The following is an 8,183-nucleotide window of genomic DNA, read 5'->3' on the forward strand; positions in this document are numbered from 1 at the left end:
AGGGCGACGCGATGCTACACGACTGGTTCACGCGCAGCGCGCGCAGCCACCGGTCCGGGACGGCGCTGGTCGTGGCCGGCACGCGGCTCACGTACGCCCAGCTCGACGCGGTCTCCCGCGGGATCGCCGGCCGCCTGCGGGCAGCGGGGGCGGTCCGCCCGGCGGTCGGGCTGCTCGCCACGAGGACCGTGGCGGCGTACGCGGGGTACCTGGCCGCGCTCCGCGTCGGCGGCGTCGCGGTCCCGCTCGACCCGGGACACCCCGCGGAGCGGTTGTCGCGGATCGCCGCGTCGGCCGGGCTGAGCTTCGTGATCGCCGACCGGAAGCAGGACACCGCGTTCCTTGACGGGAGCCGGGTCTGCGTACTGCGGATCGGCCCGGAGACGCTGTCGGACCTGCTCCGCGCCCCGGCCCGGGCCGATGACCCGCCCGACTGGACCGGTGGCCCTGCCCAGGTCGCCTACCTGCTCTACACGTCCGGGTCGACGGGACGCCCGAAGGGAGTGCCGATCCGGCACGGCAACCTGGACGAGTTCCTGCGCTTCAACATCGACAGGTACGATCTCGGGCCGGGCAGCCGCATGGCGCAGATGACGAGCCTGGCGTTCGACCCGTCGGTCCTGGAAATGTTCACGGCCTGGGGCGCCGGCTCGGCCCTTGTCGTGCCGTCGGCGGACGACTTGTACGACCCGGTGCGGTTCATCAATCAGCACCAGGTCACGCACATGTTCTCGGTCCCGTCGCTGATCACCATCGCCCACGAGGCAGGCCTGCTGCCGCCGGGCAGCATGCCGTCGCTGCGCTGGAGCCTGTTCGGCGGGGAGCAGCTCACCGCGGCGCAGGCCCGGGCGTGGGCGGAGGCGGCACCGAACGGCACGATGGAGAACCTGTACGGGCCTACCGAGTGCACGGTCGCGGTGACGACCTACCAACTGCCGCGTGACCCGGCGGCGTGGCCGATCACCGCCAACGGCACGATTCCCATCGGGCACGTCTACCCGCACCTGGAATACCGGATCGAATCCGACGGGGAACTGCTCATCCGGGGCTCACAGCGGTTCTTCGGCTATCACGATCCGGCGGACAACGAGGGGCGGTTCACCCCGCCCGCCACGGACGGCCCGGTGCCGGCGGAGGCGTGGTACCGCACCGGGGACCGGGTCGCGGTCCAGGACGAGGGCCTGGTCCATCTGGGCCGCCTGGACCAGCAGATCAAGATCCGGGGCAATCGCGTTGAGCTCCATGAGGTGGAGGGAGCGATCCGGACCTGGGCTGACGCCGGCGATGTCGTGGTTGACCTGGTAAGCACGCCGGACGGCGGGATCGCGCTTGCCGCGGTGTGCGCCGGACAGGTGCCGCCGCTCGCCGAGTTCCGGGCACGGCTGCGCGCGCATCTGCCGCTGCACATGATCCCCGGGTACCTGGTCCGGATCGAGCGGCTGCCGCTCAACGACCGCGGCAAGGTCGACCGGATGGCGTGCGCTGAGCTGCTCCGGGCCGAGATCCGGCGGGCACCGTGATCACGGTCAGGATCAGGCCCTGCCTGACCAGCCAGCGCCCCTCGAAGGCACGCAGCGGCCTGGAGCCCACGACAGGACCGGGCACGAGCAGGCGGGCCGTGAACGCGCCGTCCGCCGGGCTGATCGTGACGGCCGCCTCCTCGAAGGAGAGCCAGCGGCGAGTCAGCGGGAACCATGCCTTGTAGACGGACTCCTTGGCGCTGAACAGTATCCGGTCCCAGCATGGACCCGCCGCTCCCCGCACGCCGCCCGCGCGAGCGGCACAGGCCCCGGCCGTGGCGGCCGCGAGCGTCGCGAGCATCACGCGCTCTGCTGGCAGGCTGATCAGGCCGAGCACACCGTCGGGCAGCGCCGCGTTGGGCTCGGCGTCGATCCCGAGCGAGGCCATGTCCGCCGCGCGGGCGACAGCCGACGCGCGGTATCCGTCGCAGTGCGTCATGCTGCCCACCAGGCCGGCCGGCCATCGCGGCGCACCCTGCTCGCCGGGCAGGATCGGCGCCGGCGGCCATCCGAGCTGCCCGAGTGCGTCCCTGGCGCAGGCGCGGACGGTCCGGAATTCCCGCCGCCGCTTGTCCACGGCGTTGCCGATCACGGCCGCCTCTTCCGGGAACATGACATCGGCGGGCGCGTCGTCGAACCGTTCGGCGACGGCCACCTGCGGCGGGACCAGTTCCTCAAGCACGGGTTCTCCAGGGCGTGGGTCAGCTGCGGGTCACCCGCCGAGCCGGCTGGTCCAGCGGAACGTCTTCAGGCACAGCAGCAGGCCGGCCACCCCCCACGCGGCCAGGATCAGGGCGGTCATGGGATGTTCCCAGGAGTGCGCCGGCTCCGCGGGGAGCAGCGCGTCAGGCAGGAAGACCGAGCGCAGCCCCTGGCACATCCACTTCAGCGGGAACAGCGCGGCGATCTGCTGGATGACGCGGGGCAGGCTGGTGAACGGGAAGTAGACGCCCGAGATGAACTGCAGCGCGAGGTACGGCAGGCTGACCACGCCCGCCGCGCTTCGCGCCGAGCGCGGAATGCTGCTCACCGCGATCCCGAGCAGCGTGCAGGTGCCGGCCGACAGCAGGAAGACCCAGGCCAGCGTCACCCACCGGCCAGGGTCCGCGGGCAACCGGAGCCCGTACAGGCCCACCCCGATGGCCAGCATGATCACCGTCTCGAGTACGGACAGCACGAGCGCGAACAAGATCTTGCCGACGAAGTAGGCGGCCGGCGGCATCGGCGTGCCCGCCAGCCGCTTGAGGGTGCCGTCGTCACGCTCGATCGCTACGGTGGCTCCCAGCGTGTTGAAGGTCGTCGACATGACGCCGCTGGCGATGATGCCGGCGATGAAGTACTGCCGGTAGCTCACTCCCGTGTTCGCGACGCTGCCGTTGAAGATCGCGCCGAAAATGACAAGCAGCATGACCGGCATCGCGAACGTGAAGATCACCGCGTCCATCTCGCGGAAGAAGACCCGCAGCTCAAGGCGCGCCCGGGACAGGCCCGTCCTGGTGGTGCCGGGCAGTCGCGCCGGCGAGACGGCCGTCACGCGCTCACCGCTGCCGGCCGTCGTCCTCATTGCGCGTCCCTGATCATCGTCAGGTAGATGTCCTCCAGCGTCGGCCGGCTGACGGTCAGTCCGGGGATCTCCCCGCCGAACAGGGCGGAGATCTCGGCCACGGTCTGGGTCGGCGTGCGGGTCTCGACGCTGCGCGGGCCGTCGGGCCCGGTCCAGGTCACTCGCGCGGTCGCCCGATCCCGCCCGCCGAGCGAGGCGGGCGGTGCCACGGCGCGCAGTTGGCCGCGGGCGATCACGCCGACGCGGTCCGCCAGCGCCTCGGCCTCCTCCAGGTAATGCGTGGTCAGCATGATCGTCGTGCCGTCGCGGGACAGCCCGCGCACCAGCGTCCAGAACTGCCGCCGCGCCTCGGGGTCGAACCCCGTCGTCGGCTCGTCGAGGAAGACGAGGTCGGGGCGGCCGACGATGCCGAGCGCCACGTCCACCCGGCGGCGCTGCCCGCCGGAAAGGGCGTGCAGCCGGGTATCGGCCTTCTCCAGCAATCCGGTCTGCTCGATCACCTCCTCGGGGTCATGTGGATTCGGATAGAATCCCGCGAAATGCCGGACGATCTCGCGCACGGTCGACTCGGCCGAGTCCCGGCTAGACTGCGGGACGATTCCTATTCTGGCCCGCCACGCGCGGTCGGCCACCGCCGGATCGGTGCCCAGGACGCGCACCTCGCCGGCGTCCCGCTTCCGATATCCCTCGAAGATTTCCACGGTGGTGCTTTTACCGGCGCCGTTCGGCCCGAGAAGCGCGAAAACCTCGCCCTGTACAATGTCCAAATCCAGCCCGTTGATGGCCACGACATCGTCGTATCGCTTGCGCAGTCCGCGCGCGCGAACCGTCAGGTCGGTCACGCATCCTCCTTTAGAAGGATCGGCAACTAGAATATCAGGGAGCAGCCTTTCCCGGAAGAATTGAGTGGCCGGTGCCGGGCCGCTCCGGGCCTGCTTGCCCGGTCATCCCCGTGTCACTTGAGTCACTGGAGCCGGCAGGATCTGCCGCGGGCCGAGCGGGCCGCGCCGCCTGGCCTGCCATTCCCGCGGGTAGCCGAGCGAGACCTCCTCGAATCGCACGCCGTCATGCCACGTCGTCCGCGGAATGTGCAGATGACCGTAGACCACGGCGACCGCGTTGAACCTGACATGCCAGTCGGCGGTGCGCTCGGTACCGCACCACTGCGCGAACTCCGGGTAGCGCAGCACCCGGGTCGGCTCGCGAACCAGCGGGAAATGGTTCACGAGGACGACCGGCAGCGCCGGTTCGCGGGCCTCAAGCCGCCGCCTGGTCAGTTCGACCCTGGCCCGGCACCAGTCCTCCCGGCTCGGATACGGGTCCGGGTGCAGCAGCAGCTCGTCGGAGCAGACCACGCCGGCGGCGTAGGCCGCGGCAAGCCCCTGCGCCTTGTCCGACGTCCCCGGCGGGCGGAACGTGTAGTCGTACAAGACGAACAGCGGCGCGACCGTCGCCGGGCCGCCGGCGCCGTCCCACACCGGGTACGGATCCTCCGGTGTCAGCACGCCCAGGCTCCGGCACAGCCGCACAAGTCCCGCGTACCGTTCCCCGCCGCGAAGCTGGACCTTATCGCGCGGATGCGTCCACAGTTCGTGATTGCCCGGTGCCCACACGACGGTCGCGAACCGCTCGCTCAGAACCCGCAGCGCCCATTCGATGTCCGCGAAACGCTCCGCGACGTCGCCGGCCACAAGCAGCCAGTCCGCTGCCGATTCCGGGCGGAGCTGCTCTACAATCTTCCGATTCTCGGGAAAACCTACATGCAGATCACTGAAAGCCAGCAGCCTGGGCGCCGGCATGCGACCGGAAGGCATATGAATTGAGTATATCTGCCGTTGCTTTCCCGCAAAAGCCTATTGCTCGCTCAGCGGCTTACCCGTTCGCCATCGCTCTCCGGCGCCCGCTCGGGCGGGCGGCAGTCACCCGGGACCGTTCGGAAGATCAAAGACATCATCCCGAACGGACAGTGGTTCCCGCGGCCCGCCAGCCCGGCTCCGGCGGGGGCGGGCCGGTCACTGACGGGCGTGCCGCTCGAGCGGAGCCGCGACCTGGGCAGCGCGGTCCCTGACGAAGTAGTGGCCGCCCGATGTGACCGTGTGCACGCCCGCGATCTGGCCGAACGGCCGCCAGTCGCGGTAGGACGGCCCGCAGGATCGCGCTTATGTCGGTCCATTCCAGGGCACCGTCGAAGCCGCCAGAGGTACCAAGGGTCTGTCCGCCAAGACGATCAACGACTGCAAGAGTCTCGCCGGCTCCAACCTCATCCCGTTCATCGGCGCGTACAAGCTCAAGGAGCTGACCGCCGACAACGTCCGCTTTACGCCTACGTCGTGCTCAGTCTCATGACCGGTGTCCGCACCGAGGAAGCCCGCGCACTTCGTTGGTCCCACGTCGCGGCGTGGGTACCGGAAGCCAAGGAGTGGCGACCGGTCAGCGAGACCGGCTTTCGGCACAAGAAGTAGGCTGTCTACGTGTGGCGCTCGGTGCGCGAAGACGGCGACACCAAGACCGAGAAGTCCCGCCGCACACTGGAAATCCCCGACGACGTCGCCAAGGCGCTACGCGACCATCATGCCGCGCGCGCAGGCCAGGCAACGACTCCAAGTCGGCAAGGCGTGGCAAGACAACGACCTTGTCTTCGCGACCAGCGTCGGTACGCCGCTCGACGCGGCCAACGTGCGCCGCTCGTTCCGCCGCATCACCAAGGCCGCAGGCCTGGAGGAGAACTGGACACCGCGAGAGCTTCGGCACTCGTTCGTGTCGATCATGAGTGACAACGGAGTCACGATCGAGCAGATAGCCGACCTCGTGGGCCTGTTGATCGCAGCCAAGCGCCAGGCATGCGGAAAACACGGAAACCTCTTCGGAGTGTCGCCCACCTACCGGAACTACTGTCAGCCAGCTACCGGAACCGCGTCCGCAAACTGTCGCCCGGGAACCAGAACCAAGGTGTCAGGCATCTACCGGGATCGCACACTCCGACATGCTTGCGCTACAAGTGAACTCCGTATCCTGCCTGACCTTGAAAGCGTCCTAATCACTATGGCGACGCCGTGGCCATCTGATTCGGCTGCGCCAACCATAGTCGTCGCTATATCCGGAAGACCAGTCTTCGTCTTGACGGGCCGCGAAAGCCCTGAATCTCTCCGTATCTGCCTCTATATCTTCCTCGAGTCTTGAATGGGGCAAGAGGGGACCTCTCCGAACTGGTACACGTGAAGTGGTCTCGTCTTGCGTAGCGCGACCCTGCATAAACAAAAAAATAAAGACGCCGATACATAGTTCATCATAAGGCGAAAGTGCAGATTTCTCAATGATGCGAGTCTGATGAAGAAACGTACCATTGCTGCTATCGAGATCTTCCACAAAAAATTTATTGCCATATCGGTAAATAAGGGCATGGCTGCGAGAAACAGTGGGATCATTGAGCCAGATGTCATTTGCTGGATTACGGCCAATGGTTGTAAGGTTATGTTCAATTTGAAAGCTCGTTCCAATGGTTGCGCCGTTGGTTACTACGAGCAACCCTGTTTGCGAGGGTAGCGATTGCGCTCGCTTCGAAACCTTGTCTTCAAGCCGTTGGAGAACGGGAGCAATTGAGGCTGTGGCGCTATTAGGATCTGCGATCATCGTCGGGCGCTCAGCGTCAAACCTGCGAGAATTTTCGTTGAGAGAAACAAATCGCTCGACGGCCACTGTCGGTTCATCAATGCGAGTAGTGAGACCAGTCGTGTTGATGAATTCCTTCAGTGGGCTGGCTGCCTGGACATTGCCTTCGAGGGCAGCGGTCCACCTGGTCTTCCACTCATCGATTGTTCCCAACGGCCGGACATCGAGCCCGGTTGCAGTTGCCGCCTCGTGACAAGCACGCACGTACGCCGACACGAGATGCCAAGGTGGCAACCGCTTTCGGCGACCTGAAAGGTGGTCATCAAGCGTCGCCCGGGCTAGCTTGTCGTGGCTCAGTCGGACCAACTGTCCGAGAGAAGGATTGCCCGCAGCTCGGCGAAGTGAGTTGAGCTCGGAGACCAGGCTTTCGGCAGCCTGCGTGTGAGACCCTTCGAGTTCGATGGCGTTCCCTCCCGTGTGCGTCCGGTCTCGTCCGGACTCGTCCGAGGTTATTCTCCCATATGACGCCGAGATCGTCTGGATCATTCCGAACTATGGCCCAACAGTGTTAGATGGGACGGAGTTCTTGGAGCAAGGGAGACTTGTGGGGTTCGATGAGACTGAGAGCGAGATACCGGGAGGAATCATGATGATTTCTAGTCACCAACTAGAAATGTGGCTTCCGCTGATAGTTGTCATCCTGCCGGCGATTCGCGCAATAGTGCGCTATTCTCTGCTTCTCGTAGGGCTAATTGTCGCTTTGTCGAAATGTATCAAGGCTGACCGTCCATACATATATAAAGAATTCGCTCGAGCAATGGCTAGTATACGACGCGCCATGACGTAAGCATAGTCGGCACTTCGGCTTTGATACATGCGCACACGTTCAGGAGCTTGCCAGCCTGCGAGGAGAGGCCATCGGACGCGTGGTTGACATAGTGCGGCTTAGGCGCGGGCAGTTCGAGGTGAAACTCAGATCCAGTACCGAGGAGGGTGGGCAGTTCGGAGAAGGTCCACGCATGGTCGTGGACCTTCTCCGATACATTTCAAAGCCTGCAAGGTTGTTCGGGCGGCGGCGCCCACGTCGAAGGTCGCTTTTGGCGTCGTCGACATCTTGCAGGGGTGGGCAGGCCGCCGAGCTCGGTCGCTTCCTTGAACGAGCTGGGATTTGCTGACGACCGCGACGACGCCGAGGTCGCGCGTTTTCTCGGCGAGTCGCCCGGCGCATATGCGTCGGGGCCTTCGATTCCGCCGCGTGTGGACGTTCGCCGAATATGCCGAGCTCGGACCTGCGCTAAGCGGCATTCCAGAGGTTCTGCTCGTAACGCGGCGGTAGCCAAGGGCTGGTCCAGGGCGCGGCGGTGTCCAGCATCTGGTCCGGTGAGCGGGCGCGGAAGAAGGAGTGGATCTGCCGTAGCCGGGCGGGCCAGCTGACGGCGGTGTTGGCCACGTAGTTCTTCAGCCCGCCCCAGATCCGCTCGACCGGATTG

At 66.2% G+C, this 8,183-nt stretch carries 6 protein-coding genes and 2 pseudogenes; 2 read left to right on the forward strand and 6 right to left on the reverse strand.

Annotation, left to right across the window (positions count from 1 at the left end):
* Positions 1-11 precede the first annotated feature (11 nt).
* On the forward strand, positions 12-1,520 hold the full coding sequence (locus tag Q1N79_RS15020; protein WP_300609536.1) for an AMP-binding protein: 1,509 nt from the start codon (positions 12-14) through the stop codon (positions 1,518-1,520).
* Here the strand turns inward: Q1N79_RS15020 and Q1N79_RS15025 are convergent.
* The 4 genes from Q1N79_RS15025 to Q1N79_RS15040 form a co-directional block, all read right to left on the reverse strand.
* Positions 1,447-2,202, reverse strand: coding sequence for a 4'-phosphopantetheinyl transferase (locus tag Q1N79_RS15025; protein WP_300609538.1), 756 nt, complete (start codon positions 2,200-2,202; stop codon positions 1,447-1,449). The genes Q1N79_RS15020 and Q1N79_RS15025 overlap by 74 nt on opposite strands.
* Positions 2,203-2,232: 30 nt before the next feature.
* On the reverse strand, positions 2,233-3,084 hold the full coding sequence (locus tag Q1N79_RS15030) for an ABC transporter permease (protein WP_300609540.1): 852 nt from the start codon (positions 3,082-3,084) through the stop codon (positions 2,233-2,235).
* Positions 3,081-3,926 carry an ABC transporter ATP-binding protein gene (locus Q1N79_RS15035; RefSeq protein WP_300609541.1) on the reverse strand — a complete coding sequence of 282 codons (846 nt, stop codon included), beginning with the start codon at positions 3,924-3,926 and terminating at the stop codon, positions 3,081-3,083. The genes Q1N79_RS15030 and Q1N79_RS15035 overlap by 4 nt, the downstream gene beginning before the upstream one ends.
* A 102-nt stretch (positions 3,927-4,028) precedes the next feature.
* The gene (locus Q1N79_RS15040; protein WP_300609543.1) at positions 4,029-4,898 is read right to left on the reverse strand and encodes a metallophosphoesterase; all 870 of its coding nucleotides are present in this window, start codon (positions 4,896-4,898) and stop codon (positions 4,029-4,031) included.
* 757 nt (positions 4,899-5,655) lie between these two features.
* On the opposite strand from Q1N79_RS15040, the pseudogene Q1N79_RS15045 reads away from it, so the two are divergent.
* Positions 5,656-5,886, forward strand: a pseudogene (locus Q1N79_RS15045) (tyrosine-type recombinase/integrase); the annotation flags it as partial.
* Between the two features lie 231 nt (positions 5,887-6,117).
* Here the strand turns inward: Q1N79_RS15045 and Q1N79_RS15050 are convergent.
* Both Q1N79_RS15050 and Q1N79_RS15055 read right to left on the reverse strand, forming a co-directional pair.
* Positions 6,118-6,969 (reverse strand): FHA domain-containing protein, encoded by an 852-nt coding sequence (locus Q1N79_RS15050; RefSeq protein WP_300609549.1) that lies wholly within the window; start codon positions 6,967-6,969, stop codon positions 6,118-6,120.
* Between the two features lie 1,018 nt (positions 6,970-7,987).
* Positions 7,988-8,183 (reverse strand): annotated as a pseudogene (locus Q1N79_RS15055) (IS630 family transposase); the annotation flags it as partial.

The sequence above is a fragment of the Trebonia sp. genome (assembly GCF_030042015.1).
GTDB lineage: Bacteria > Actinomycetota > Actinomycetes > Streptosporangiales > Streptosporangiaceae > Trebonia.

What these genes read in the sequence shown, in the direction of transcription:
- Q1N79_RS15020 (WP_300609536.1), top strand. Translation starts at nt 12, where the DNA reads ATGCTACACGACTGGTTCACGCGCAGCGCGCGCAGCCACCGGTCCGGG.
- Q1N79_RS15030 (WP_300609540.1), bottom strand. Translation starts at nt 3,084, where the DNA reads ATGAGGACGACGGCCGGCAGCGGTGAGCGCGTGACGGCCGTCTCGCCG.
- Q1N79_RS15040 (WP_300609543.1), bottom strand. Translation starts at nt 4,898, where the DNA reads ATGCCTTCCGGTCGCATGCCGGCGCCCAGGCTGCTGGCTTTCAGTGAT.